Genomic DNA, 24,685 nt, shown 5'->3' with positions numbered 1-24,685 from the left:
CACCTTCTGCTGGCCCTCAAATCGCCAGCTCTTTTTTTAAGACTTTCGTCGGTGTATCGAATTGGACCTGTCCCCCAACGGACCGTCCAGAGTCAGTAAAGCTACCAGACTCAATACCGGGCGATGTTTCTACACGGACTGGAAACGCGCAAGTTAGGAATTCTAATAGCTATAGCGCACGCTTTATAGCACCGGCCGCCTGCCTGGATAGGTAAAAGGGGCTACAGCACTTCAACCTACGGTAGGAGTTGCTGAAAAATCGAAGTTCAGGCCAAGTTCCAGCACGGCAACGGCAATCCGCCAGCCGAATGCTCGACCATGCGCGATTCGGCGGCCCAATGGCAAATCGCTCATCCGGCGGCGACACCGCGCCTGAGCTCGGCAGGCGGCCTCTCCGCGAGGATCTCCAGCACGCGCTTCCAGCGCGCGCAGCGACTAAAGTCCTTCTGCTCGATGGCCTTTTCGGCCTTCATGGCCGCATAGAGCGGCGCCTCCGCGCCAAACTCTCTGACCAGCCAGTGCGCCTCCTGCCTGGCGCGGCGTTCGTCCTCGTCAACGGCCATTTTGGACATTGTGCCTGCTCTCCGTACCTTCGATGCCGACCGCAAGGCAGCTGCCAATAACGAGGACGGCGCCGGCAACAGCCGTCATCGACAAGCTTTCGCCCGAGAGCGTCAGCAGAAACGTGGAAGCTATCGGCGTCAGATAGGCGACGACCGCTATCCTGCCGCCGTGGTCGAGCTTTGCCGCGCGCGACCAGAAATAATAGCCGAGCCCCATCGGGCCGGCGCCGAGATAGAGGCCGAGCAGAAGATGCGCGCCGCTCGGGCGCACGACGCCATCATGCAGGCACCAGGCAAAGGTGAGCGCGACACCGATCAGCGCCGAAGGCAGGAGCAGCCGCTCGGGCGACACGGCGAGGCGGCCGACAGCGAACGAGTAGAAGGCCATGCAGAGCGCGGAGCCGAAAGCGGCGAGATAGCCGACAAGGCTGCCGCCTTGGAACCATGCCCTGTTGGACCAAAAATGCGCGCGGCCGCCGGAGATCACCAGCGCCACGCCGACGAAACCAATCGCCGCCGCCAGCCCGAGCAACAGCGGACGCCGCGGCCTGCCAAGCAGGATGACCGCCGCGGCAGTCATCAGCGGCCAAGTATAGGCGACAAGATTCGCCTCGATGACCGGCGCCGAGGCGAAGCCGATATATTGCAGGACCATGGTGCCGACCAGGCCGAGGAAGCCAACGAGATAGGCGAGCGCGGCATTTCCCTTCTCCCCTTGTGGGGTCCGAAGGACGGGGCGAGACCCGTGGCTCGCCCCCGGGCGGTGGCCTCGCGTAGCGAGGACGGATGAGGGGTGTTCCAGGGAATGCCAGCGTCTCACTCCGCTGGAACACCCCTCATCCGTCTCGGCGCTGCGCGCCGATCCACCTTCCCCCACAAGGGGGGAAGGAAAGAGCCGGATCAGCGCGAAAACCAGGGTCGCGCCGCAAAATTGCAGGAACTGCACCTGCGACACCGGATAGACGGCAAGCAACGTCTTGCCGACCAGGGCGTTGGTCGCCCACAGCGCTACGGCACCGAGGGCGAAGGCAAGCGCCGCGCCGCGGGCGCCGGAACGGCTTTGGCTTTCCGGCCCGACCGGCCCGAGGCTCAGCGACACTGAAGGCGGCTGACACTCGACCGGATCGTCGGTCATTACCAAGACTCCCTCGCCCCGCCGGAAACCGCTTCCGCCGTCGGCTGCGGCACAGGATGTTCCTCGGCATGGCGGCGGTAGGCGGGCAGCTGGTTGGTCCAGACATCCTCGGCCAGCTCGTTCACCCAGGCACGGTCATGGTCGTTGTCGGCGGCGAGGTAGAACATGCGGTTGTCGTCGACATAGGGTTTTGCCGCCGAGCGCTGGTTGAGCACCAGCGTGACGCGCTCGCCGAGCTGGATCGGCGCGGTGCGGTGGAGCACACCGAGGAACTGGCCGAGCGTGGCGTAGTTCATCTTGTGGTCGATGCGCATGATCTTGTTGCGCGGCAGCTCGCGGCCGGATTCCAGAATCGAGCGGCCGGTCTCGGAATCGTCGCAGTAGATTTCCAGATGACCGCCGATGAGAGGATCGCTGATCGACAGCGGAATGAGCTCCGTCACCGGAACGCCGTCGCAATGCCATTCGACCGCGCCATCCCTTGGATTCATGAAGGTGACGGTCGAGCCGACGATCGACAGCGGATAGGGCTCGAGCTTGGTTCCCATCATGTCGGACAATCTTTCCAGGCGCAGCTTGTCGTGCAAGAGCTCCTTGATCTCGGGAATATAGCGGTCGGCACCAGTGATGAAGGTGAGGTCGAGGTGCTTGTGCACGGCATGGCTGGCCTTCAATTTGAGCGCCGCTTCTTCGATGGCGGCAAGCAGAGCCGGGTCGTAACCGTGACGATACTGGGCGACGCCGAAACCCGACACTTTCCAGGAGGTCTCATGACCAATGATGGCCTCGCGGCTCATTGCACAGCGCAGTTCGGGAATTGTATGGGCGTTCATTCTATTTTCTCCAAGATGGGGGCAACACTTGGTTAACAGTCATTTAAACGCCTACCCCTGTAAATTTAGGAATGCTGGTGGTAGCGTAAGCCCAGCTTAAGGTCGAAAACCCCGTGCGACTGCTCAGTCAGGTCAACCTCAACTCACTGAAAATCGTGGAGAGCGCCGCGAGGCACAGGAATTTCACGCGCGCCGGCGAAGAGCAATTCATCACCGCTTCCGCCGTCAGCCAGCGCGTGAAGAGCCTGGAGGATCAGCTGCGCTTCAAGATCTTCGAGCGTGGCGGCAACGCGGTGTCGCTGACGCCGGAGGGCGAGACCTATGTGGCGCGCGTGCGCGAGGCGCTGGAGCGGATAGTGGCGGCCAGCATGGAGGCAACCGGCCAGTCGCAGGCGCATGTGTTGCGGATCTGCGTGCTGCCGACCTTTGCGGCGCGCTGGCTGTTTCCGCGGCTTTCGGCCTTCCAGCATCAATATTCCGATATTGAGATGCGGGTGTCGACCTCTTACGCCACGCATGAATTCTCGACTTCCGAATACGACCTCGAAATCCGTTATGGCGACGGCAATTTCCCCGGTCTCACGTCGGAGCTGCTGTTCAAGGAAGATCTGACGCCGGTGTGCAGCCGCAAACTCTTCCATGAGGTGCTGGGCGACAAACCGCTGTCGAAGGTGGTGCCGGAGGATCTGCGCTACTTCACGCTGCTACACTCTGACACGTGCACGCAGAACTGGCAGTCGTGGCTGGGCTTTGCCGGCGCAAGCTTCGTGCTTGGCGAAACGAGGAGCGTCTATTTCGATAGCTGCATGATGTCCTACGAAGCGGCCAATGCCGGCATGGGCTTTGCCGTCGCCAACCGCGCCTATATGGCAAGCGACATCCGCGCCGAACGGCTGGTGGCCCCCTTCGCGGTCCACCATCCCAACACGGCGGGTTGGTATTTCGTCAGCCCCATCAAGGCGGTCGGCGCCCGCAAGGTCGAGCTGTTCAAGCGGTGGATCATGGCCGAAGCGGCGCTGACGCAGCGCCAGTTGGACATCGAGATCGCCAACGTGCCGGTACGGCGCGTGGCGATGGCGTGAAGGCCAGTCTTCCACGGATGCTCATTTGAGCGAATGCCGCACCATCGGAGGCCTCGCAATGACGGGCTCTGCAGAATTTCGTAATTTTCCGGTGGCTCCATAGCCGGCTACCGCGATCGCACCATGACGCGAAGCGGAGACTCAGCTATCTTGTGTTGTGCGGCGGGCCTGATTTTCCCGCTTGGCCGGCGCTACCGAGCTTCCTCCCAAGCAGCGCCGGCCTTCTTCGTTTCGGCCCGACGATAATCTGGGCAAGCCCGGCCTTGGCGCTATTGCTTCGGCGGCGTGCCCGGCTGGTCTCCGCCGGTGGTCGATTTCGGCACAGGGTTCTTGTCGACCTGAGGGTTCTGGTTGACTTCATCGCCCGGCGCCTTGGTGGGCGGCACGCTGTTGTCGCAGGCGGCGAGCACGAGCCCTGCCGCAAGAGCCAGCAGCACAGGAAGCTTCTTCATGACGACCTCCTCTCGTTCGCTCCTTGGGGCAAACGGGGCGGTGGCGGTTTGGTTGCGTTGACCGGCGGGAACCAACCGATCCGAGTCCGGTTGGAATCCCGAGCCAATCGAACGCAACGAGGAAACTGATCATGGTCCGCCTTCTGCTTGCCGGGCTTTTTGCCTACACCGCCTATCGCGTTGCCGTGAGGATCATCGACGAAGTGCCTGGAGACGTCGCGCCGCTGGATATGCCGGGCGACGAAAGGCGCAATTTGCGGCGCCAGTCGGCGGCGATGGGGGTCGAGCCGAAGCGGTAGCGGCTCTTTCGATTGGGAATAGCCCCTTCCGGTGAAGCGTGGATGCCGGCGCAGCCCCTCTCCGGCCGCTTCGCGGCCACCTCTTCCCGCTCGCGGGGCGAGGAAATTATTGCGAACAAAGCGGAAACGATGCTTGATGGGCGATGAACATCGCCGCTCGTGATTCGTCCTTCGAGGCGCCCGCCTATCTTGGCCGGCTGAACGACGCGCAGCGGCTGGCGGTGATGCATGGCGACGGCAAGGTGGCGGCGCCGCTGCTGGTGATCGCCGGCGCCGGCTCCGGCAAGACCAACACGCTGGCGCATCGCGTCGCCCATCTGATCGTCAAGGGCGCCGATCCGCGCCGCATTCTGTTGATGACCTTCTCGCGCCGCGCGGCGGCCGAGATGGCCAAGCGCGTCGAGCGCATTGCCGGCGAGGTGCTGGGGCGCGACGCGGCAATCATCGCCGACGCGCTGGCCTGGGCCGGCACTTTCCACGGCATCGGCGCGCGACTGCTGCGCGACTATGCCGAACAGATCGGCCTCGACCCGGCCTTCACCATCCATGACCGCGAGGATTCCGCTGACCTGATGAACCTTGCGCGGCACGAGCTGGGATTCTCGAAGACCGAAAGCCGCTTTCCTACCAAAGGCACCTGTCTGCAGATCTATTCGCGGGCGGTGAATGCGCAGGCGCCGCTGGGAGAAGTGCTTGGGTCGGCCTTCCCTTGGTGCTCAGGATGGGCCGAACAGCTGAAAGAGCTGTTCGCGGCCTATGTCGAGGCCAAGCAGGCGCAGAATGTTCTCGATTACGACGACCTGCTGCTCTACTGGGCGCAGATGGCGGCCGAGCCGGAGATCGCGGCGCATCTCGGCGGTCGCTTCGATCATGTGCTGGTCGACGAATACCAGGACACCAACCGGCTGCAGGCCTCGATCCTTCTGGCGCTGAAGCCGGACGGCGCCGGGCTGACCGTGGTGGGCGACGACGCGCAGTCGATCTATTCCTTCCGCGCTGCCGAAGTGCGCAACATCCTCGATTTCCCAAAGCAGTTCGTGCAAGCAGCCGCGGTGATCATGCTGGAGCGCAATTACCGCTCGACCGAGACGATCCTGGCCGCCGCCAACAAGGTGATCGGCGAGGCCAGCGAGCGCTTCACCAAGAATCTGTGGACAGAGCGCCGGTCCTCGCACAAGCCGCAACTGGTCAGCGTGCGCGACGAGGCCGAGCAGGCCAACTATGTATGCCAGGCGATCCTGGCCGAGCGCGAGACGGGCACGGCGCTGAAGGCACAGGCGGTGCTGTTCCGCACCTCGAGCCATAGCGGGCCGCTGGAGGTGGAGCTGACGCGCCGCAACATTCCCTTCGTCAAGTTCGGCGGGCTGAAATTCCTCGATGCCGCGCATGTCAAGGACATGCTGGCGATGCTGCGTTTTGCCGAGAACCCGCGCGACCGCGTCGCCGGTTTTCGCGTGCTGCAGCTCATGCCGGGCATCGGCCCGTCCGCCGCCTCGCAGATCGTCGACGCCATGGCGACGTCGCTGGACGAGACGCTAGGCCTCGCACGGTTCCGGCCGCCGCAGCGCGCAGCGCAGGACTGGCCGGTCTTCCTCGACATCTATGGCGGCTTACGCGCCGGCGCGAAATGGCCGGCCGACCTCGAGCGGATCAGGCTGTGGTACGAGCCGCATCTGGAGCGCATCCATGAGGATGCGATCACGCGCCGGGCCGATCTCCTCCAGCTTGAGCAGATCGCATCGACCTATCCGTCGCGCGAGCGCTTCCTGACCGAGCTCACCCTCGACCCGCCCGACGCCACAAGCGACCAGGCCGGGCCGCCGCATCGCGACGAGGATTATCTCATCCTGTCGACCATCCATTCGGCCAAGGGCCAGGAATGGAAGAACGTTTTCGTGCTCAACACCGTTGACGGCTGCATCCCGGCCGATCTCGGCGTCGGCACCAAGGAGGACATCGAGGAGGAGCGGCGCCTGCTCTATGTGGCGATGACCCGTGCCAAGGACAGCCTGCATCTCGTCGTGCCGCAGCGCTTTTATCCGCACAACCAGGCGGCGCGCGGCGACCGCCACGTCTATGCCTCGCGCACGCGCTTCATCCCGGCCTCGATGCTTTCGGCCTTCGAGCAGTCGTCCTGGGCGAGCGGCGCGCTCAAGGACGACCCGCGCCAGCGGCCGGGCGTCAAGGTCGACCTCGGCGCCCGCATGCGCGGCATGTGGAAATAGGCTGCCTGGCCGTTCCAGCGACTGCAAGGCAAAGAGCCCGATTTGTCTCCGCGCCAGCGGGGGGCACGCCATCCTTGAGAAAACAGCGGCATGCGTGGAACCTCCCGCCGCAAGCCGCGTTGTGTGGCGTCCTTCCCCAGCCAGGGAGGCTCGCCGCCTCCGCAGCCAACTGACGAGGTCCGAATGCACGACAGGACGTTCTTCACACCGGTCGCCCTCAGCGTCGGCGCCGGCCACAAGCGCATGATCGCCTCGCTGTTCGACATGCATGATTTCCTGACCGAGTTCCCGCCGTCGCGCCGCCGCCTCAGCTATGGCGCCGCGGTGAAGGCCTGCGAGGCCGCGCGGAATGGAGAAATCCCGGTCGAGGCCGCGCGCGATGCGCTGATCACCTTCGCGGTGACGGCAGGCGTCTTGTGGCCTTCGGAGCAGCCGGTCGTCTCGGTCAAGCCGGTGGCGCGCGGCTATGGCGGCTTCGCTGCCTGAATTTTACACCAGAGGACCACTCTGTCGGAAGCCCGCCCTCAGTGGCGGGTTTTTCCGTGACGTCATTCCGGCTTGGCGGCCGCCGGTAACGTTTCTGCGATCGGCGCGACCGGCTCGGCCGTGGTCACGAAGGGATAGACGAGCTGCTGGTGATAGAGCTGCGGCACCGGCTCGTCGATGCCGTATTTTTCCGGCATATGTTGCGGCATGAACAAGGTGCCGCCGATCAGATCGAGGACGGGCAACTGTCCGGCGAAGTTCTTGTCATAGGCCTGGCGTTCGTTGGCATGGTGCCAGTGATGAAACTGCGGCAAGGCAATCAGCCATCTCAGCGGCCCGAACTTGATGCGGGTGTTGGAGTGGATGAACACCGACTGCCAATGATAGATCAGCACATAGATGAGAACCGCTTCCCCGGAAAAACCCAGGGCGAAGAGCGGCAGGAACGAAGCCGACTTGGTCAGGATCTGATCCACCGGGTGCACGCGGTGGCCGGCCAGCCAGTCCATCTCCTCGATCGAGTGATGAATGGCGTGAAAACGCCACAGGAACGGCACCGCGTGAAAGGCGCGATGGGCAAAGTAGAAGCCTATATCGGCGATGAGCAGGGCCTCGATCGTCTGCAGCCATAAAGGCTGCGACCGGACGGCGGCCGAAAGCGCCTCGGGAACGACGCGCGGAACCACCAGCATCGCAGCGCCGATCACCAGCAACAGGCCGAACTTGATGACGATGCCGTTGAAGAGCAGATAGAAGACGTCGTTCAGCCAATGCCGGCGCGCGGCCGATTGCTCGGCATGCAGCGGCAGGAGCTGCTCGAGCGGAATAAAGATGAGGGCGATGACCAGCACCGCCTTGTAGTCGATGAGATCGAACACGGTCGCTCGCGGATCGGCTGAGGCCAGTCTCCGACACTAGCCGCCAAAGAATGAACGGACCGTTGCTGGCATACGCGGCGCTGCGAAATCGCGTGAAAACTTTCGACGGCTGCGTGAAACACCACACGGACGGTTGCCGTTCACCATGTCAGTTGCGGACGCGCTTTAAGTCTTTGTTTTGATGCATGTCGTTGTCCCGGAACCGTTGCACACCTCCGGGCGACATGCATCGGGAGGGCGGATGTTTCTCGATCGCGAGCGTTTCAAGCCGGCGGCCGAAATGCGGCTTGGCCCGGACAAGTCGTCGATCCGAGCGACGATAACCGATCCGAAGGCCTGCGAACTCGGCGAAGCCGTCTATGCCTGGGTCACCGCCGACGGCAAGGCGGTCAGGATCGGCACCTGCGGCGCCTCGGCGGGCAAGCGCCTGCTTTCCTATCCCGGCTACATCAATCGCAGCCTCACGGGCCGCGGCGGCGCGACGCCTAAATGGGAAGCGCTGAAGTGGCTGAACCTGCTCGCCGAACACGGCATGCTGATGGCGGTGGTGCATCAGCCGGGGTCGACCCCGACCGCGGCGGGCCCGATCAGGCCTATCTCGATGTCGAGCGCCAGTTGATCCGCCAGCAGAGGCCGCTGCTCAACCGCAGGCACCGTTGTCCTCGGATTCAGTGGACCGTGCCGGCGGCATCACCCGCCGGCACGCCGCGCGGAATCTCGAAGCTCACCTGGTCGCGGCCATTGGACTTGGCCTTGTAGAGATGGCGGTCGGCGACCTGGAACATGTCATGGTAGGTGGTCGGGCCGCTGAAGGCGGTGCCGCCGATGCTCACGGAAAGCGGCCAAGGCCGCCCGCCGGGCGCAAACTCGGCCTCGCGGATGCGGCGCCTGATGGATTCGGCGACCAGAAACGAGCGTGCGGCGTCGGCGCCGGGCAGGAAGACCGCGAATTCCTCGCCGCCGATGCGTCCGACAATGTCGGCGCCGTGCAGTTGCCCCTTGATCGTCGCGGCGATCAACCTCAGCGCCTGGTCGCCGCAATCGTGACCGAGGCGGTCGTTGATCGATTTGAAGTGATCCGCATCGACGATCAGCAGCGCGCCGGTGTCGGCGACCGTTTGGTCGCGCGCCCGCTCGAGATAGGCTTCGACCAGCATCGAGAAGGCACCGCGATTGAAGACCGCCGTCAGGCTGTCGGTCGCGGCAATGACGCCGAGTTCCTTCTGCGTGATGGCCAGCTGGCGCATCTTCCACATCAGGAAGAACAGGAAGGAGCCGCCAAGGATAAGCGGCAGGAAAAGGTCCGTGAATTGCGCCCAAAGCAGCGCCTGCGGCGACAGCGAGGGGAAATTGAAGGAATCGACGAAGAAAGCGGCGGCAATGAAAAAGGCGGTACCGGCGGCGGTGACCACCACGACCCTGCCCCAACTTGTCGGGGACAAATCGATGCGCATGCCCTTTGCTCCCACTGCAACACGCTTATTGTGGAGCGCGAGCGCAAAAGAAGTCCTAACATATTAGCTTCAATGCAAGTGTGGTTAATACGCCGTCGGCACCGCCTGCCGTGGTAGGCAATCAGAAAGCCCACCACGGATGCGGAAGGCTCTCCGACTGGTCGGAGGCCTCGTCAGGCACCGCCGGCCGCAGCCGGCAATGCGGCAGGCGTGCCGCGGAGCCTCACGGCCGGTCCGATGCTCCCGGTTGGCCGTTGGCTGCATGGTATTGCCCCGCTGCAACCGGTCGATTGTCCAGCGGGAGAACAATATCGGCTTCAATGCAAGCTCGGTGCGCGCAGCAATAACGCGAAGTAACCGGCAGGCCCGTCTCCACGGCGGCGGGCTCTGCCTTTCCTTTTAGTGGGCTGTCGAGCGGCCCGAACCACCCACGGTGCCACCGATGCCACCGGTCGAGATATTGCCGGAACCTATGGTGGAGCCGGCGGCCGAGCCGCCGATACCGGCGTTGAAGCCGCCGGAGCCGCCCACCGTGCCGGTGCCGCCGACGCCGCCCGTCGCGCCAAACGAGGTACCAGTATTGGGGATGATTGTGCCTGTGGCACCACCAATCGAGCCGCTTGTGCCGGCGTTCAAGCCGCTAGCGCCGCCACGCACGGAGCCGGTACCGACGACGCCACCGGTCGCACCGAACGAGGTGCCGGTGGTTGTATCCGCGGCACCGCCAATCGAGCCGCTGGTGCCGGCGTTCAAACCACCGCCGCCTACTGTGCCGACGCCGCCGATGCTGCCCGTCGCACCGAATGGGATGCCGGTGGTCGTGCCCATGGCACCGCCAATCGAGCCGCTGGTGCCTGCGTTTAAGCCGCCGCCCGCCATGCCCGTGCCGATGCCGCCGGTCGCACCGAACGAGGTGCCTGTCCCGGTAGTCGTGCCCGCGACGCCGCCGATCGAGCCAGTAGTGCCGGCGTTGAAGCCGCCGGTGCCGCCCACGCCGACGCCGCCGATGCTGCTGCCAAAGCCAGTGCCGAGACCGGTTGATCCGCCCATCGAGGAGCCCGTGCCGGTGCCCGCGCCGCCCGGGTTACCCGCCGCGACGCCAGTGTTGCCGATACCAAAGCCGATGTCGAGACCAGCGGCATTCGCCGGCACGGCGAGAATGGCGATGCCGCCGATCAATGTGCCGGCGATTTTTTCTACGATACCATTCATGGCATTCTCCTTCGTTGCCACTTTTTTCGCACTGCATCGCCGGACTGCCGAGTCCGTGCGCATGCCTGTGCGAGAGGGAATGAAGGGAATACGAACGGGCTCGGTCAGGGTTCCATTTTTTCAAGGTAAAATTCGCTGAGTACGCGTCTTCCTTGATGGTTGAGTTTGATCGACAATCGACTCGCGGAAAAGCCTGGACCATGCAGCGCTCAGGCGTAGGCGCGACCTTCCTCGGAGCGCTGGAACAGTGCCAGGTCGAGCGACACCGAAGGCCGGCCGAGCACCGTGAGCACCATATGCGCCTGGCCGCGATGGTGGGTCTGGTGGTTGAAGAAATGGCCGAGCGCCGGCGAAAGGCGCTGCGAGACGGTGCGCATGTCGACGGTCATGTAGGAGAAACGGCCGGCGAGCGCCTTGTCGCCGATCCCGCCCATCCAGTCGACGATCCTTCTGTCCTCGGCCTCGCGCGCCAGCCTCAGGGCCGGCAAAGCGTCGTAGAGCATGGCGGCGGTGTTCGAAGGCGCGTCGCCCTCGCCGGTGAAGCGCTTCATCCAGACGCGGTCGACGGCGAGCAGATGGTTGAGCGTGCCGAGCATCGAGCCGAAGACGGCGCCGACGTCGCGACCGAGCTCGTCTTCGGCAAGATCGGCGGCGGCATCGTAGAGACGGCCATTGGCCCATTGATTGTAGGCCGCAAACATCATGAAATGCTGCTTCATTCTTCCCACCCGGCTTGACCCGAATCCGGGCCCTTCGTAACCCGCAGCAACGGACCCGCCAATGACCATTCTGCTCTATGACCTCGTCGGCCATGACGTCGCCCGCCCGTTCAGCCCGCATTGCTGGAAGACCAAGATGGCACTGGCGCATAAGGGACTTGCCGCCACCGACGTGCCGACGCGCTTCCTGGAGGTGCCGAAAGTCGAAGGCGGCGTGTCGAAGACGGTGCCGGTGATCCGCGACGGCGAGCGGGTTGTCGCCGATTCCTTCGCCATCGCGCTCTATCTCGACGAAGCCTATCCGGAACGGCCGACGCTGTTTTCCGGCGAAGGCGGCAAGGCGATGGCACGCTTCATCGAGCGCTGGTCGCAGCTCACCATACACCCCTACATCGCGACGGTGGCGCTGACCGATCTGCATGCGATGCAGGACGAACCGAACGCTGCCTATTTCCGCGAGAATCGCGAGCAGCGCTATGGCAAGCGCCTGGAAGACGTCGTGGCCAACCGCGATGCCGGGCTCCCGGCCTTCCGCGCCGCGCTGGAGCCGCTGCGCTCGACACTCGCCTACCAGCCTTTCATCGGCGGCGAGGCGCCGCTGTTTGCCGATTACATCGTGTTCGGGGCGCTGCAATGGGGCCGCATCGCCTCGCCTTTCCGGTTGCTCGACGACGGCGACAGCATCGCCCGCTGGTTCGAGCGCTGTCTCGACCTGCATGGCGGGATCGGCCGGCAGGTCGCGGCGGCGGCGTGAAGACCGCGAGTGTTGGGGGCTGGCATGTTGCGCTATGAGATGCGGGCCGAGATTTGGGTCTACCCCGGCAAGGGCGGCTGGCATTTCGTGACACTACCGTTGGAGTTCGCGGCACGGATCAAGGCGGCGATGACGGGGCTGGCGCGCCCTTGGGGCTCGCTCGGCATCACGGCGGCGATCGGCAAGACCAGGTGGCAAACATCACTCTTTCCCGACAAGGCGTCCGGCAGCCTTCTGTTGCCGGTCAAGGCCTCGGTGCGCCAGCGCGAAGGTCTCAAGGCAGGGGATTCGCCGAAGCTGACCATCGAGGTCGAGCTTTAGACTGAAGCCGACCGGTCAAAATCCCTGTGCAGTGCCATTCGCGTCTATTTTGACGCGTCCTTGTCGCGCGCGTCCCCGTTCGGCGCATTGCCGTCGGCCAGCCTCACGCAGATCGGATCGCCCTGTTCCATGCGCACGCACTGCCATTCCGGGCCGAAGCCGAAATTCTGCTCTGCGCGCTGCGGGAAGAACAGCAGGGCGAAGACAGCCAAGGCAAGAACCACGGCCACTAAGACAATGCCCGCCATGTCGCCGCGACTGAGATAGGGCCAGTTCATCGCCTCGGCTCCAAGCTGCGTCCAGCGCGTTCGCAGCCGTCCAATTATCCCGCAAAGCGCTCGCCTTGACCAGAAGCCGCCTCCCCTTGGCAAGCCGCCGGGCGGCTTGTATAGAGCCCGCCACTCCAATTTCCATTCCCACAACAAGGACGACCCTATGGCGATCGAACGCACCTTCTCCATGATCAAGCCGGACGCGACCAGGCGCAACCTGACGGGCGCCATCACCAAAATGCTGGAAGACGCCGGCCTGCGCGTCATCGCATCGCGCCGCGTGTGGATGAGCCGCCGCGAGGCGGAAGGGTTCTACGCCGTCCACAAGGATCGCCCGTTCTTCGGCGAGCTGGTGGAATTCATGTCGTCGGCGCCGACCATCGTGCAGGTGCTGGAGGGCGAGAACGCCATCGCCAAGAACCGCGAAGTGATGGGCGCCACCAATCCGGCGAACGCCGCCGAGGGCACCATCCGCAAGGTCCATGCACTGTCGATCGGCGAGAATTCGGTGCATGGCTCGGACGCGCCCGAAACCGCCGCGCAGGAGATCAAGTACTGGTTCTCGGACACTGAGATCGTCGGCTGAGGCGCAAGCTCGAGTTTCACGGAACGGCCCGCTCCAGCGGGCCGTTTTTGTTTGCAACGGGTGGTCACATCCGCCGCCTGCCCTAGGTTCAGCGAAATTGGCAAAAGTAGCGCTGGGCGTCGACGGCTGTGAGCCGCGCTTCCGCCGAACCGAGGGAGGGAGGCATGATCAAGCCTCATGTTTCTGAAAGTGGCCTTGCCTATCCGGATGACCTCGCCCTGTTGAAGCGTATTTATGACGAGGTCTGCGAGGAGCGCGGCATCGTCTTAGGCAGTCCCGAGGCGTCGGACTTGGCGATAGAGGCGATGAGACTGTTTTCCGCCGGTGTCTTCGATGAAGCGGCCATCGGCCGCCATCTCCGAGGCGGTGACGGGGAGATCGGGGGAGTTCAGTCCCCGTCGCCGTAGCGGATGACTTCCACCTTCTCCCGGGTGATCAGGCAGCTCTTCGTCCTGGTCAGTGCCTTGATCTCGGGGATCAGCGCCTCGATCTTCTCCGGCGCGTCGACGATCTCGACGACGATGGGCAAATCCTGCGACAGGCGCAGAATCTTGGCGGTGTGGAGCACGCTGGAGCGGCCGAAGCCGAGTGGCCCCCTCAGCACCGTGGCGCCGGCCATGCCGGTCTCGCGCGCCTTGATGACGATCGCTTCATGCAGCGGCTTGCCGTCGGCCGCCCTGTCGTCCTCGCCGAAGAATATCCTGAGCAGCGCGCATTGCGCGGGAAGTTCCATGTTCTCTTCTCCCTGATCACCTGTGTGGTCCATCACCTATTGGCCGACTGCCTGTCGACCGGCAGGCGATTGAGCCTGGACGCCATGAGATAGCCCAACCACGCGGCGGCGAGCGACAGGCCGACCACACTGATGAGATAGGTCGCGGCCAGCGGCAAGTCGCCCTCGAACAGCAGAGTGAAGGTGTCGAGGCTCATCGCTGAAAAGGTGGTGAGGCCGCCGCAGAAGCCCACCATGACGAAATTGCGACTGGCGGGACCGACCATCATGCGGCCGTCCGGCCCGGTCAGCGTGGCGAAGACCATGATGACCCAGGAGCCGACGACATTGACGAAAGCGGTCGACCACAGCGCATTCAGGCCGAGCAGCGAGACGATGACATAGCCCGACAGGAAGCGAGCCAGCGAACCGGTCGCCGCGCCGCAGCCGACCGCCAGATAAAGCCGCATTGCCATCTGTCTGTCCACCATCGCTCAGCCCGCAGCCCCGATGGATGAACCAAACACCCACACCACCGCCCAGAAGCCAAGGGCGACGAACAGCACGCACAGAGCCGACGACGCGACGACATTGAAGGCGGCCAGCCGCCCCTCGCCTTCGAGCGCCAGGTTGAGCGTCTGCAGGCAGAAGGACGACACCGTGGTGTAGCCGCCGAACAGGCCGACGACGATCAGGTCGCGCACGAGATCGCTGGCGAAGACGCCGCCGACCGAGCGTGCCGCGCCGGCGAAGGCGCCGATGGCCAGGGCGCCGGAAACATTGACCAACAACGTGCCCCAGGGAAAGGTCTCGCCGATGGAACGGCCGACCACGCCGGAGAGGAAAAAGCGGGAAATGCCGCCGAAGAAACCGCCGATCAGGACCAGGGCGCAAGCCGCAAGGGTCATCGCTTCAATGCCTTTCCAAACGCGATCCCAAACCGGAATCACCTCACAAGAACAGGCACGAAGCGGAGCGGAAAAACAAATCCTGCCGCGCGAGAGCACGCCTGGCAGGAGTCATCAGCCCATAAGGGCGGTTTCGGGGGAACCCCATCCCCATTTTCGACGGAAGCTAGGCGGTTGCAACAGCGTGGTCAATTGCGGCGTGCTTAAATGATGGACAGAGCCGTTGAGACGGTCAGGCCAGCCGGAGCATGATGCCGAAAAGCGGAGCGGTTTTCGGACGACATCATGCTCTGTTGTTTTCGATGCAATTCCGGACGGAAAACGCGCCCCGTTTTTCCCGGAATTGCTCATAAAACCCGCCGGCCCCCGGCGGGCAGACGTCATTTGGCTTGACGGTCTTTCACATTCGCATGGGCGTTCGCTGCCTCGGTATCGGTAGACGGCGTCTTCGTCTCCTCACCGGTGAACGGACTGCCCTGTCCAGGCGCAAGGTCGCCGCTGTGGCCGGCCTTGTTGGTCTGGAACGGCTGGCTGTCAGGGCTGAGGCCATGCTGCTCGGCATTGAACAGATGGTCGTCCGCCCGGGCAACGCCGGCAAAGGCAATCAGCGATACACCCGCGGCTGCGAGGATGAGCGTGCGCTTTTTCATGTCTGGTCTCCTTTGAGTGGCCAGATCGAGCCCGCGCATTCGGTCTGGCGGCTTAAGTGAAGGGACATTGTCCCTTTGCCTGCCCGCCATCTGCATAGGTGAACGCCCGGCGTTGCCGGTTTATTCCGCAGAAAACGGTGTCCAGGCACAAAAGTTGCGCGGTCGGGCTCGGCGCGCGACGTCAGCGCGCCATTTTCAGCAGAACCGTCTGAGGCTTGCCCGCCAGCGGATCGACCTGATGACTTGCACCGGTAACGAACATCAGCCGTTCGCCAACGGTGATGCGCGCCTGCAGCGTATAGGTCCGGCCGTTCTGGATCGCCTTGGGATCGAAACCGATGTCGAACCTGATCGGCACCTGGCCGGTGGGCGCTATCCTGCGCCTAGCGACCACGGTTGCCGGTGCATCGGCCAGCGAGACATCGGCAAGCTCGACCACGAGCACGGCGTCGGGCGGCAGCGCGATGCGCTCGCGGTAGGTCACCTCGCCCGCGATCGTCCTTTCGCCGGCGTTGGTCGCTTCCGGCACGGCAAGCACGCCGACCACCAGCGGCACCAGCCCGAAGATGAAGAATTCCGCGATGCGGTCCAGCATGAGATTGCTCCCGCCAAGCAAATCAAACCACCCGGCAGGCTTGGGAAGGATTGCGGTCGTTCGATGGCCGAACGGGAGTTTTTTCTGATGCATGTCGTTGCCCAGAACCGCTGCACAGTTCTGGGCGACATGCATTATTCGCCCTGTTTCTTCCAACGGTCCGCAGCTTGATCGTCAGCCTCCTTGGCCTCGACCCAGCCGCCCTCGGAGCCGTCGGCGCGGTGTTCCTTCTTCCAGAAGGGCGCACGCGATTTCAGGTAGTCCATCAGGAAATTCGCCGCCTCGAAGGCGGCCTGGCGGTGCGACGAGGCCGCGACCACCAGCACGATATTCTCGCCCGGCGCTATCTTGCCGTGGCGGTGGATGACGGTGAGCCCCTGCAGGGGCCAGCGCCCGGCGGCCTCGGCGGCGATGCGGCCGATCTCGGCCTCCGCCATGCCGGGATAGTGCTCGAGCTCGAGCGCCGAGAGCGCGCCCTGTTCGTCACGGCAAAGGCCGGAAAAAGTGACCACGGCGCCGATATCGGTCCGGCCTTTGGCCAGGCCGGCGATCTCGGCGGCGACGTCGAAGTCCTCGCGCTGGATGCGGATGGCAGGCACGACCGCGCCGGCCATATCAGCCCCCGGTCATCGGCGGGAACAGGGCGATCTCGCGCGCGCCTTCGATCTTCTCGCGATGGCCGACATGCTCCTGGTTGATGGCGACGCGGATGACGTCAGGGTATTGCAGCGCGTTCTCATACTCCTCGCCGCGCGACTTCAGCCAGCGCAGCAGATCGGCGACCGTCTCGATGCCGGCAGGCAAGTCGACGTCCTCTTCCGGCTTGCCGATCCGCTCGCGCACCCAGGCGAAATAGATGAGTTTCGTCGACATCCGCGCTTCCTACTCGTCCATGATGTGCTTGAGGCCGGCGCGGAAATAGTCGTAGCCGGTGTAGAGCGTGACAAGTGCCGCGACCCACAGCAGCACGAGGCCGATCTGCGTGGTCAGCGGAAAGATCTTGTCGCCGGCCGGGCCGACCAGCAGGAAGGCGATGGCGACCATCTGTATGGTGGTCTTCCATTTGGCGAGCTGGGTCACCGGCACCGACACTTTCAAGGCGGCCAGATATTCGCGCAGGCCCGAAACCAGGATCTCGCGGCACAGGATGATGATTGCCGCCCATAGCGACCAGCCGGCGATGCCGCCATGGCGGTCGGTGTCGGCGGCAAGCAGGAGCAGGCAGGTGGCGACCAGCAATTTGTCGGCTATCGGGTCAAGCATCTTGCCGATGTTGGAAGTCTGCTGCCAGGCGCGCGCGAAATAGCCGTCAAAGTAATCGGTGATCGAGGCAAGCAGGAAAATGACCAGCGCCGACCAGCGGGCGAAGTCGGACGACTTCAGGTGGCCTTCAAGAAAAAAGCACAGCACGACCAGCGGCACCGCGATGATGCGGGCATAGGTTAGGATGTTCGGCAGGTTGAACGCGCGCTGTGCCATGTCGTCTCGGGAAATCTCCACCGCCAGACGTACTCAAATCAGAAGCCAATGTAGGGGGTCAACAGCCGAGATTCGATTGACCAGGGAAAAATGGCGTGAAGGTCGGCGTGAAGCACCCGCTCTGGTCTGGGCATTCCACGTCAGAGGCAGAGATTGGCAACTTCGATGTATACTATTCTTGCAACGTTGGGATTGGCGAAGCCTAAGCAACTTCGTCATCCACGGGCGGAGCGGGAGCGAAGCGGACGCGCAGACCCGAGGATCCATTCCGTGACCTCGCGCGGACTGCAACGGAGCAGAACGGAGGTTTTCTGAACCGCTGCAACGCGTAGAGGTAACGGAATGGATTCCAGGGTCTGCGCCGCGTCGCTGCGCTCCCGCTCCGCCCGTGGATGACGACGTGGTGGGGGTATGAGCTAATCGCTAAGGTGCAACATCCCTCACCACCCCGACGCCTTGGTCAACCTTCCATGCTCGCGACCAGCCCTCAGCTCTCGTGGAAGTGATTGTAGACCAGCTTCGCCACGTGCTCCGAAATGCCGTCGACCTTGACAAGGTCCTCGACCGCGGCGCGGCTGACCGCTTTGGCGGTGCCGAAGGCGTGGAGCAGCGCGCGCTTGCGGCCGGGGCCGATGCCGGCGATCTCGTCGAGCGGGCTTTTGACCATCTCCTTCTTGCGGCGGGCGCGGTGGGAGCCGATGGCGAAACGGTGCACCTCGTCGCGCAGGCGTTGGACGAAATAGAGCACCGGATCGCGCACCGGCAGCATGAAAGAGTCCCTGCCCTTGACGAAGAAGCGCTCGCGGCCGGCGTCGCGGTCCGGACCCTTGGCGATACCGATGGCCACCACCCTGTCCTCGACGCCGAGATCGGCAAGAATCTGGCGCACGGCCGTCATCTGGCCCTGGCCGCCGTCGATCAGGATAACATCCGGCCAGGCCGGGAAGCCGCCATTGCCGGCGACCAGATCCTCCTCGCCGGCTTCGTCCTCGACGGCCGAGCCGGGCTGGACGTCCCCATGCTCCTTGAGCAGCCGCGAAAAGCGCCGCTGCATCACTTCGCGCATCATGCCGAAATCGTCGCCCGGCGTGATCTCGGTGGAGCGGATGTTGAATTTCCGGTACTGGTTCTTCACGAAACCTTCCGGTCCGGCGACGACCATGGCGCCGACCGCGTTGGTACCCATAATGTGCGAGTTGTCGTAGACCTCGATGCGCACCGGCGGCTTTGCCAGGCCGAAGGTCTCGGCGAAGCCGGCGAGCAGCCGCGCCTGCGTCGAGGTCTCGGCCAACCTGCGGCCAAGCGCCTCGCGCGCGTTCTGCAGCGCGTGGTCTGTCAGTTCCTTCTTCTCGCCGCGCTGCGGCACCGAAATCGTAATCTTGCGGCCGGCATGTGTGGAGAGCGCCTCGGCGAGCAGTTCCTGTTCCTGCGCGGCCTGGGAAAGCAGCAGCGTGCGCGCCGGCAGCTTGTCGTCATAGAATTGCGCCAGGAACGAGCCCAGCACCTCCGCCGGCTCCAGCGCCGGATCGGCCTTGGGGAAATAGGCGCGGTTGCCCCAGTTCTGACCGGTGCGGAAGAAGAATACCTGGATACAGGTCTGGCCGCCCTCCTGGTGGATGGCGAAGACGTCGGCCTCCTCGACCGTCTGCGGGTTGATGCCCTGATGTGCCTGGACATGCGAGAGCGCCGCAAGACGGTCGCGGTAAATGGCGGCGCGCTCGAAATCGAGCTCTTCGGAGGCCTGCTGCATGGCGGCCGAGATTTCGGTCTTTACCTTCTGGCTGCGGCCGGAGAGGAAGTCCTTGGCCTCGGCGACCAGCTCGGCATAGCCCTGATGCGAGATCTCGCCGGTGCAAGGCCCGGCGCAGCGCTTGATCTGATAGAGCAGGCACGGCCTTGTGCGGTTCTCGTAGAAAGAGTTGGTGCAGCTTCGAAGCAGGAAGGCGCGCTGCAGCGAATTGATGGTGCGCCCGACGGCGCCGGCGGAAGCGAAGGGGCCGAAATAGTCGCCTTTTCGCGAGCGCGCGCCGCGATGCTTGTAGATGCCCGGCGAGACATGGTCGCCGGTGAGCAGGATGTAGGGGAAGGACTTGTCGTCCCGCATCAGCACGTTGAAACGGGGCCGCAGCCGCTTGATGAGGTTGGCCTCGAGCAGCAGCGCCTCGATCTCGGTGCGGGTGACGACGAATTCCATCGTCGCCGTCTCGCGCACCATGCGGCCGATGCGGGCGGTGTGGAAGCGCCCCTGCGCGTAATTGGTGACGCGCTTCTTCAGGCTGCGCGCCTTGCCGACATAGAGAACGTCGCCGGCGGCGTTCATCATGCGATAGACGCCGGGCTGGTTGGGCAACCGCTTGACCAGGGTCTGGATCACCTCGGCGCCGACCATCCCGTCGGCGTCGCCGGCATGCGGCGTCCAGTCGATGGCCGTGAAAGCGACCTCGGGACCGGACGGCAAAGGCTCAGCCTCGACGATCTCCTCCGCCGCCTCGTCCTCAACGTCCATATCGGGGTCGATATCGGGCGGCAGATCGTCGGCGGCGCCGTTTCGTTTGTCTCTTTGGGCTACGGGACTCATTCCACCATGCCTGTCACATCGGGCGTCTGCCACGCAAGATGCTGGCCGCCATCGAGCGCGATCATCTGGCCGGTCACCGAGCGTGCCTGCCACAGATAGCGGATCGTGGCGCCGAATTCGGGCAATTGCGGGCCGCGCTTCAGGATCAGGCCCTCGATCTGGCTCTCGAAATCATCGTCATCCTGGCGCTTGTTCTTCAGTGTCGGGCCGGGGCCTATGGCGTTGACGCGGATGCGCGGTCCGAGCGCCTGTGCAAGCATTTGCGTTTGCGTCCACAGAGCCGATTTCGACAGCGCATAGGAGAAATAACGCGGCGTCGGCCGCCAGACGCGCTGGTCGATGATGTTGACGATCAGCCCCTCCTCGCCTTGCGGCAGCGCGCGTGCAAAGGTCTGCGCCAAAAGCGCCGGCGCCTTCACATGGATGGCGAAGTGGCGATCCCAGGCCTGCCAGTCGAAATCCTCGACGCGATCGTCGACGAACAAGGAAGCGTTGTTGACCAGCAGCGTGACGGGTCCGAGCGCCGCCTGCGCGCGACCGACAAGATCACCCACGGCATCCATGTCGGTGAGATCGGCGGCGACAACGGCGGCGCGGCCGCCACCGGCCACGATCGTCTTCGCCAGCGCCTCGGCCTCGTCGCCGGAGCGATTGGCGTGGATGGCGACCGCAAAGCCATTGGCGGCCAGATCCTCGACGATCGCCTTGCCGATCCGCCTTGCTCCACCCGTCACCAGCGCGACGGTCGTGGCTTGTCTCATGGTGTCAATCCTCAATCGGCTTCACGATTCCGGGAAGCCGGCACAATGTGACGGGCCAAGCGTTAAATGCCATTTCCACCTGGGGCAGGAATGTGGCGAAGCGGCCCGGACGCGCCTCCGCCCCATCGGATTCGGGGCGCCGTTCCCGGCAATATATGTCGCCGGACCCCTTGAACCAAGCGGTCTGCGGCGCAACATGATTAGCCTGCTGACATTCGCTGTTGCGAAGATGCAACGTCAACTTTCGGCCTTATTCGCGCCGGGGAATGACCCAAGTTCAGGTTCGCTTCAGCCGCATTTCAGCACGACATTCGGAACCGTTGAGCGCCAAGCCCGTTTATCCCCCCGGACGGGCCGGGGCGTTTCATGAACAAAAAAGCCTAAGTGTCTTGTGGCTTAAGGAGAGTATAACAATGAAGACCAATCTCAAATTCGCGCCGCTTGCCGCTGCGCTCGGGCTGTTCGCCTTTGCTGGCACCGCCTTTGCGGCCGACGTCGTTTCCGAAGAGCCGCCGGCTCCCGCCCCGGTTGCGGAGCTTCCGGTCGCTTCCTGGGCCGGTCCCTATGCCGGTATCAGCCTGGGCTACGGCTTCGGCGGGCATGCCGACTTCCGCTCCGGCGGTCCGGATGTCAAGACCAAGGGCTTCGTCGGCGGCGTGTTCGGCGGCTACAACTGGCAGCAGGATAACTTCGTCTACGGTGCTGAAGCCGATCTCGGCTACAACGGCGTCAAGGGCGACAGCGCCGGCATCCGCGCCAAGGGCGGTGTCGACGGTTCGCTGCGCGCCCGCCTCGGCTATGCAGTGACCCCGGAAATCCTGCTCTATGGCACTGGCGGTCTCGCTGCCAAGAACCAGAAGGTGGAAGCTCCCGGAGTTAGCGACAGCAAGGCCATGCTCGGCTGGACGGCCGGCGTCGGCACCGACATCAAGATCACGGACAACGTGTTCGGCCGCGTCGAGTACCGCTACACCGATTACGGCGACAAGGACTTTGACGGCTTCGGCAATGTCAAGTCGAAGGACAACCGCGTCACCTTCGGCGTCGGTATGAAGTTCTAAGTCGTAGAAGCCACGACACGAAAAAGCCGGGCCTTGAGCCCGGCTTTTTTTGTGTTTGTAATCCTGTCCTTCTGCCCTTGCCGGTTTCGAGAACCTTGTACGAGCAGGCAACAAACTGCACGCGAGCCGTATCGCCCTGACTTCAGGGAGTCGGCGTCGACGGCGCCTGCTGGAAATCCTCATGGACTGGAATCGACTGCAGCCGGTCGAGCCATTTTGCTCTTGAGCGCATCATGACTTGCGCATCCGCACGGTACTCGCCCGGGTCGTCCAGCGTGGCGGCGTGGACATGGATCTCGGCAGGCCATCGGTCGGAGCGGAAGTAGAGCCTCGCGCCGCAGGACGGGCAGAAACCGCGAAAAGTATTCGGGCTGCTTTCATAGTGCCTGATGTCGCCACTCCAGCTCAGCTTGTCCGGCCTCATTCCCAGAAAGGCCGTGAAGGGGGCGGATGTCGCCCGCTGACAATCGGTACAGTGACAGACCAGGTTGCGCGTGATCTCGCCTGAATAGGTCCAGGCCACAGCACCGCACATGCAATGCCCATTGAGTGCCATTGCTTCCTCCCCTGGCCGTTCGTTCCTCGAGGCCAGCTTAACAACACTGACCCATCGCGGTCCGCAAGGCCGATGCGACGAGCGGCTTACGCGCGTTTCTTTGCGACCTTGGCGGGTTTCGGCGGCAAAGTTTCGACGAATGCCAGCGCAAGGCCGAGCCAGCCACGGAGATCCGCCTCCGTGGCTGTGCCTTCCGGCGCGACATGGACATACCCTTCCATCGAGCGCCCGCCCATTTCCATCGGGCTTGCATGGGGCCGCGCGACTGCGGCCGCATGCGCGGCCTTGCCGACACGCACTAGCAAGCCGCGCTTCGACGTGCCAATCAGCATGTTGCCGTCGATCATGAAGCAGGTGCCGCCGAACATTTTCTGCTCGGTGAAGGCGCGCCGGTCGAGCGCCGCACGCAGACGCTCGACCATAGGGTCGGGCGCGAGGCTGGTTGAGGGCTTTGCCATGTCACCACTCCGACTTGGGCGGTGTCAGGCAAGCATGGAAACGGACGGGGTTCAAGGCGGTCTTCCCCTTCTCCCCTTGTGGGAGAAGGTGGCCGAGCGAAGCTCGGACGGATGAGGGGTGCTCCAGCTTGACGCATTCATCAGCGATGGACGGCACCGGGTTCGCCAGAGTCCCACTCCGTCCAACACCCCTCATCCGTCTCGGCGCTGCGCGCCGATCCACCTTCTCCCACAAGGGGAGAAGGAGGCGCCGCCGTCACCCCGGCACGCTGCCCTTCAGCTCCGGAAACTTCTCATCAAACCTCGCGGCCCAGCGCACGAGCCGGCTGCGGCCCTTCTCCCATTGGCCGGGAAAGCGCAGCGCCAGATAGCCGAGGCAGGCTCGCAGCGCCATATGGCCGGCGGTGATCTTCTTCGGCAGCTTCGGCGGGTTGGCGTTGATGAGGTCGAGCGCGGCGGTGATCTTCGCCCACTGGCGATCGAGCCAGGGCTGGTGGACCATCGCTTCCGGACGCGTGCGTCGTTCATAGACCATCGACAGCGCGCAGTCGCAGATGCCGTCGGCCAGTGCCTCGAGAACTTCCGCTTCGAGCCGCTTGTCGGGATTGCGAGGGAACAGCGCATTCTTCGACAGCCGGTTGAGATGTTGCGTGATGGCGCGGCTGTCATGGACCGACCGGCCGTCCTCCAGCACCAGCACCGGGATCTTGCCGAGCGGATTGGCCGAGATCAGCTCGGCCGGCCTGTCCTCCGTCTTGACCGGCACGAGATCGATGGCGATCCCGGCATGGAGGGCCGCCATGCGGACCTTCGAACTATAAGGAGACGTGGGCGCGTAAAGCAGCTTCGGCATGATCGGCTTTCCAGTTTATCTGCGGCACTGTTGACCGAATGGGTCTCCAGGGCAACGGCCCAGCAAGGCCGATCCAGCTTGGCCAATACATTTTTGACGCCCGGGCGCGGCAACAAAAAAAGCTCCCGGAAGTTTTGCCTGGCAGCAAAATTACCGAGAGCTTTAGGAGGAGCGTGCGCTCCGACTCCGCTCGCCGTGACACCGAATTGGCGAGAGGGGTGCCTGAGTGGCACCCGCCCTCACCTGTTGCGGTTCGCGAGCGAAGCTACGCGATTACTTCTTGGCGGCCGGCTTCTTGGCCGGAGCTGCCTTCTTCACGGCTGCCGGTGCCTTGGCGGCGGCGGCCTTCATCGGAGCCTTGGCGGCGGGCTTGGCCGCGGCCTTCGCTGCCGGCTTCTTGGCGGCGGGCTTGGCCGCCGGCTTTGCCGCTGCCTTGACGGCGGGCTTGGCCGCGGCCTTCGCTGCCGGCTTCTTGGCGGCGGGCTTAGCCGCAGCCTTCGCTGCCGGCTTCGCTGCTGCCTTGGCCGGGGCCTTGGCGGCTGCCTTCGGTGCGGCTGCCTTCTTCACTGCTGCAGGTTTCGCGGCAGCCTTAGCTGCCGGCTTCTTTGCCGGCGCTTTCGCCGCCGGCGCCTTGGTTGTCGTCTTTGCCATGCGATGCCCCTTGCGTTTTGCCAATGGTCGTGAGTGACCCGGCGTGTCTATGCATATCTGACTCGCGACTGTCTAGCCAGCGAAGCAACACAATGATTTTCAGTTATTGAATTTTGGTTACACGAAACGCTTTAAGATGCATCTCATGGAAA

33 protein-coding genes and 1 riboswitch are annotated in these 24,685 nt (G+C 63.9%); of the genes, 10 read left to right on the top strand and 23 right to left on the bottom strand.

Translation table 11 applies throughout. The features are described 5' to 3' along the window. Positions 1–350: 350 nt before the first annotated feature. The 3 genes from LB526_RS11125 to LB526_RS11115 are packed head-to-tail and all read right to left on the bottom strand — an operon-like array spanning position 351 to position 2,531. Positions 351–572, bottom strand: coding sequence for a hypothetical protein (locus tag LB526_RS11125; RefSeq protein WP_224544029.1), 222 nt, complete (start codon positions 570–572; stop codon positions 351–353). Next, entirely contained in the window at positions 553–1,698 is a 1,146-nt protein-coding gene (locus tag LB526_RS11120; RefSeq protein ID WP_224627645.1) for a DMT family transporter, read from the bottom strand. The genes LB526_RS11125 and LB526_RS11120 overlap by 20 nt, the downstream gene beginning before the upstream one ends. After that, positions 1,698–2,531 carry a hypothetical protein gene (locus tag LB526_RS11115; RefSeq protein WP_224627644.1) on the bottom strand — a complete coding sequence of 278 codons (834 nt, stop codon included), beginning with the start codon at positions 2,529–2,531 and terminating at the stop codon, positions 1,698–1,700. The genes LB526_RS11120 and LB526_RS11115 overlap by 1 nt, the downstream gene beginning before the upstream one ends. Positions 2,532–2,644: 113 nt before the next feature. Between LB526_RS11115 and LB526_RS11110 the strand changes: the two genes are divergently transcribed. After that, positions 2,645–3,613, top strand: a complete 969-nt coding sequence (locus tag LB526_RS11110; RefSeq protein ID WP_224524912.1) for a LysR substrate-binding domain-containing protein — start codon at positions 2,645–2,647, stop codon at positions 3,611–3,613. A 269-nt stretch (positions 3,614–3,882) separates the two neighbouring features. Here LB526_RS11110 and LB526_RS11105 read toward each other — a convergent pair whose 3' ends face one another. Beyond that, positions 3,883–4,065: a hypothetical protein gene (locus LB526_RS11105; RefSeq protein WP_140846066.1), complete on the bottom strand. Its 183-nt coding sequence runs from the start codon at positions 4,063–4,065 to the stop codon at positions 3,883–3,885. Positions 4,066–4,196: 131 nt separating this feature from the next. Here LB526_RS11105 and LB526_RS11100 point away from each other — a divergent pair, with 131 nt between their 5' ends. The 3 genes from LB526_RS11100 to LB526_RS11090 all read left to right on the top strand — a co-directional run bounded on the left by LB526_RS11100 (position 4,197) and on the right by LB526_RS11090 (position 7,075). After that, positions 4,197–4,364, top strand: a complete 168-nt coding sequence (locus tag LB526_RS11100; protein WP_181165039.1) for a hypothetical protein — start codon at positions 4,197–4,199, stop codon at positions 4,362–4,364. Between the two features lie 143 nt (positions 4,365–4,507). Continuing rightward, positions 4,508–6,589, top strand: coding sequence for an ATP-dependent helicase (locus LB526_RS11095; protein ID WP_224627643.1), 2,082 nt, complete (start codon positions 4,508–4,510; stop codon positions 6,587–6,589). A 183-nt stretch (positions 6,590–6,772) separates the two neighbouring features. Continuing rightward, positions 6,773–7,075, top strand: coding sequence for a DUF982 domain-containing protein (locus LB526_RS11090; protein ID WP_224627640.1), 303 nt, complete (start codon positions 6,773–6,775; stop codon positions 7,073–7,075). 62 nt (positions 7,076–7,137) lie between these two features. Here LB526_RS11090 and LB526_RS11085 read toward each other — a convergent pair whose 3' ends face one another. Then, a complete protein-coding gene (locus LB526_RS11085) occupies positions 7,138–7,953 on the bottom strand; it encodes a sterol desaturase family protein (protein ID WP_224627638.1) in 816 nt (271 codons plus the stop codon). A gap of 241 nt (positions 7,954–8,194) precedes the next feature. Between LB526_RS11085 and LB526_RS11080 the strand changes: the two genes are divergently transcribed. Further along, entirely contained in the window at positions 8,195–8,572 is a 378-nt protein-coding gene (locus LB526_RS11080; protein WP_224627636.1) for a hypothetical protein, read from the top strand. Between the two features lie 49 nt (positions 8,573–8,621). Here the strand turns inward: LB526_RS11080 and LB526_RS11075 are convergent, their stop codons facing one another. The 3 genes from LB526_RS11075 to LB526_RS11065 form a co-directional block, all read right to left on the bottom strand. After that, positions 8,622–9,407 carry a GGDEF domain-containing protein gene (locus LB526_RS11075; RefSeq protein WP_224627634.1) on the bottom strand — a complete coding sequence of 262 codons (786 nt, stop codon included), beginning with the start codon at positions 9,405–9,407 and terminating at the stop codon, positions 8,622–8,624. Between the two features lie 399 nt (positions 9,408–9,806). Then, complete coding sequence (locus LB526_RS11070) at positions 9,807–10,619, bottom strand: hypothetical protein (RefSeq protein ID WP_224627631.1); 813 nt, start codon at positions 10,617–10,619, stop codon at positions 9,807–9,809. A gap of 209 nt (positions 10,620–10,828) precedes the next feature. After that, positions 10,829–11,338, bottom strand: coding sequence for a DinB family protein (locus LB526_RS11065; protein ID WP_224544034.1), 510 nt, complete (start codon positions 11,336–11,338; stop codon positions 10,829–10,831). Between the two features lie 61 nt (positions 11,339–11,399). On the opposite strand from LB526_RS11065, the gene LB526_RS11060 reads away from it, so the two are divergent. Continuing rightward, the gene (locus tag LB526_RS11060) at positions 11,400–12,092 is read left to right on the top strand and encodes a glutathione S-transferase family protein (RefSeq protein ID WP_224544035.1); all 693 of its coding nucleotides are present in this window, start codon (positions 11,400–11,402) and stop codon (positions 12,090–12,092) included. 24 nt (positions 12,093–12,116) lie between these two features. Beyond that, the gene (locus LB526_RS11055) at positions 12,117–12,413 is read left to right on the top strand and encodes a DUF1905 domain-containing protein (protein ID WP_224544036.1); all 297 of its coding nucleotides are present in this window, start codon (positions 12,117–12,119) and stop codon (positions 12,411–12,413) included. 44 nt (positions 12,414–12,457) lie between these two features. Here the strand turns inward: LB526_RS11055 and LB526_RS11050 are convergent, their stop codons facing one another. After that, positions 12,458–12,691, bottom strand: coding sequence for a hypothetical protein (locus LB526_RS11050; RefSeq protein WP_224524927.1), 234 nt, complete (start codon positions 12,689–12,691; stop codon positions 12,458–12,460). Positions 12,692–12,848: 157 nt separating this feature from the next. On the opposite strand from LB526_RS11050, the gene ndk reads away from it, so the two are divergent. Both ndk and LB526_RS11040 read left to right on the top strand, forming a co-directional pair. Further along, positions 12,849–13,271, top strand: a complete 423-nt coding sequence (gene ndk / locus LB526_RS11045) for a nucleoside-diphosphate kinase (RefSeq protein WP_027165590.1) — start codon at positions 12,849–12,851, stop codon at positions 13,269–13,271. Between the two features lie 164 nt (positions 13,272–13,435). Continuing rightward, complete coding sequence (locus LB526_RS11040) at positions 13,436–13,678, top strand: hypothetical protein (RefSeq protein WP_224544037.1); 243 nt, start codon at positions 13,436–13,438, stop codon at positions 13,676–13,678. Here LB526_RS11040 and LB526_RS11035 read toward each other — a convergent pair. The 10 genes from LB526_RS11035 to LB526_RS10990 form a co-directional block, all read right to left on the bottom strand. Continuing rightward, positions 13,660–14,004 (bottom strand): DUF190 domain-containing protein, encoded by a 345-nt coding sequence (locus LB526_RS11035; RefSeq protein WP_224606988.1) that lies wholly within the window; start codon positions 14,002–14,004, stop codon positions 13,660–13,662. The genes LB526_RS11040 and LB526_RS11035 overlap by 19 nt on opposite strands. Before the next feature lie 32 nt (positions 14,005–14,036). Continuing rightward, complete coding sequence (gene crcB, locus LB526_RS11030) at positions 14,037–14,459, bottom strand: fluoride efflux transporter CrcB (RefSeq protein WP_411967424.1); 423 nt, start codon at positions 14,457–14,459, stop codon at positions 14,037–14,039. An 18-nt stretch (positions 14,460–14,477) separates the two neighbouring features. Continuing rightward, on the bottom strand, positions 14,478–14,891 hold the full coding sequence (crcB, locus tag LB526_RS11025; RefSeq protein ID WP_224524930.1) for a fluoride efflux transporter CrcB: 414 nt from the start codon (positions 14,889–14,891) through the stop codon (positions 14,478–14,480). A 98-nt stretch (positions 14,892–14,989) separates the two neighbouring features. Beyond that, positions 14,990–15,052: riboswitch (Fluoride riboswitch) on the bottom strand. Between the two features lie 219 nt (positions 15,053–15,271). Then, the gene (locus tag LB526_RS11020; protein ID WP_095767050.1) at positions 15,272–15,541 is read right to left on the bottom strand and encodes a hypothetical protein; all 270 of its coding nucleotides are present in this window, start codon (positions 15,539–15,541) and stop codon (positions 15,272–15,274) included. A gap of 181 nt (positions 15,542–15,722) precedes the next feature. Continuing rightward, positions 15,723–16,136, bottom strand: coding sequence for a YbaY family lipoprotein (locus LB526_RS11015; protein ID WP_224627628.1), 414 nt, complete (start codon positions 16,134–16,136; stop codon positions 15,723–15,725). A gap of 134 nt (positions 16,137–16,270) precedes the next feature. Beyond that, positions 16,271–16,750: a molybdenum cofactor biosynthesis protein MoaE gene (locus LB526_RS11010; protein WP_224627626.1), complete on the bottom strand. Its 480-nt coding sequence runs from the start codon at positions 16,748–16,750 to the stop codon at positions 16,271–16,273. Position 16,751: 1 nt separating this feature from the next. Next, positions 16,752–17,009, bottom strand: a complete 258-nt coding sequence (moaD, locus tag LB526_RS11005) for a molybdopterin converting factor subunit 1 (RefSeq protein WP_095767047.1) — start codon at positions 17,007–17,009, stop codon at positions 16,752–16,754. A 9-nt stretch (positions 17,010–17,018) separates the two neighbouring features. After that, positions 17,019–17,615 (bottom strand): CDP-diacylglycerol--glycerol-3-phosphate 3-phosphatidyltransferase, encoded by a 597-nt coding sequence (pgsA, locus tag LB526_RS11000; RefSeq protein ID WP_095767046.1) that lies wholly within the window; start codon positions 17,613–17,615, stop codon positions 17,019–17,021. Between the two features lie 487 nt (positions 17,616–18,102). Then, positions 18,103–20,193, bottom strand: coding sequence for an excinuclease ABC subunit UvrC (uvrC, locus tag LB526_RS10995; RefSeq protein ID WP_224627624.1), 2,091 nt, complete (start codon positions 20,191–20,193; stop codon positions 18,103–18,105). Next, on the bottom strand, positions 20,190–20,954 hold the full coding sequence (locus LB526_RS10990; RefSeq protein ID WP_224627623.1) for an SDR family oxidoreductase: 765 nt from the start codon (positions 20,952–20,954) through the stop codon (positions 20,190–20,192). The genes uvrC and LB526_RS10990 overlap by 4 nt, the downstream gene beginning before the upstream one ends. 413 nt (positions 20,955–21,367) lie before the next feature. Here LB526_RS10990 and LB526_RS10985 point away from each other — a divergent pair, with 413 nt between their 5' ends. Continuing rightward, complete coding sequence (locus tag LB526_RS10985) at positions 21,368–22,015, top strand: outer membrane protein (RefSeq protein ID WP_224524939.1); 648 nt, start codon at positions 21,368–21,370, stop codon at positions 22,013–22,015. Positions 22,016–22,157: 142 nt separating this feature from the next. On the opposite strand, the gene LB526_RS10980 is transcribed toward LB526_RS10985, so the two are convergent. The 4 genes from LB526_RS10980 to LB526_RS10965 form a co-directional block, all read right to left on the bottom strand. Continuing rightward, positions 22,158–22,571, bottom strand: a complete 414-nt coding sequence (locus tag LB526_RS10980) for a GFA family protein (protein ID WP_095767042.1) — start codon at positions 22,569–22,571, stop codon at positions 22,158–22,160. An 86-nt stretch (positions 22,572–22,657) separates the two neighbouring features. Then, entirely contained in the window at positions 22,658–23,029 is a 372-nt protein-coding gene (locus LB526_RS10975) for a TfoX/Sxy family protein (RefSeq protein WP_224524943.1), read from the bottom strand. A 256-nt stretch (positions 23,030–23,285) separates the two neighbouring features. Next, the gene (locus tag LB526_RS10970; protein WP_224627621.1) at positions 23,286–23,882 is read right to left on the bottom strand and encodes a glutathione S-transferase; all 597 of its coding nucleotides are present in this window, start codon (positions 23,880–23,882) and stop codon (positions 23,286–23,288) included. Between the two features lie 273 nt (positions 23,883–24,155). Then, on the bottom strand, positions 24,156–24,533 hold the full coding sequence (locus LB526_RS10965) for a hypothetical protein (RefSeq protein WP_181174787.1): 378 nt from the start codon (positions 24,531–24,533) through the stop codon (positions 24,156–24,158). Positions 24,534–24,685 lie beyond the last annotated feature (152 nt).

Source organism: Mesorhizobium sp. CA6 (assembly GCF_020165035.1).
In the GTDB taxonomy this organism is placed as follows: Bacteria; Pseudomonadota; Alphaproteobacteria; order Rhizobiales; family Rhizobiaceae; genus Mesorhizobium.
Note: the sequence above shows the minus strand (reverse complement) of the source record. Positions and strands in the feature narration are given on the sequence as shown.